The organism is Hymenobacter agri, assembly GCF_054778495.1.
On sequence record NZ_BAAGZM010001280.1, the window covers coordinates 1 to 561 of the forward strand.

The following is a 561-nucleotide window of genomic DNA, read 5'->3' on the forward strand; positions in this document are numbered from 1 at the left end:
GCCGGCCCCGGCCCCAATGCCTCCGGCAGCTCCCTCGCCCACGGCAGCCCCGGTGTTCGACCTGGCCCTGCTGCGCCAAACGGCCCACGGCAACACCGGCTTTATGAACCGGGTGCTGGCGTCCTTCCATGCCAACACGCCCGGCAGTGTGGTCGAGCTGCACACCGCCTGGGCTTGCTCCGATTGGGAAGTGGCTGCCGCCCTGGCCCACAAGCTGCGCCCCTCGCTGCGCCTGCTGGGCGCCACGGCCCTGCTGCCCACCCTCGATGTGCTGGAAGCCCCCGCCACTTCGGAAACGGAGCGGCTGCAAGCCAGCGAGGCGCTGGCCACCGGCCTCGAAGCCCTACTGGCCGTCCTGCCGCGCGAGGTGGCGGCATAGCGCGGTCGTTAAGTACCATACGCAACAGCCCCGACTACTCCGGTAGTCGGGGCTGTTGCTTTGCCGGAAACCGCCATGGCAAGTACCTACTCCACCACGAGGCGGTGGGTGGCGGAGGCCGCGCCGGCCTGCACCTGCACGGTGTAGAGGCCGGCGGCCAGGCCGGCAACGCTCATCTCGTG

The 561-nt window shown here is 70.4% G+C and carries 1 protein-coding gene; it reads left to right on the forward strand.

The genetic code is table 11. The features are described from left to right. Positions 1-379 (forward strand): hypothetical protein (locus ACYVDE_RS25800; protein ID WP_460504352.1); only part of this gene is annotated, 379 nt, incomplete at its 5' end. Positions 380-561: the final 182 nt, after the last annotated feature.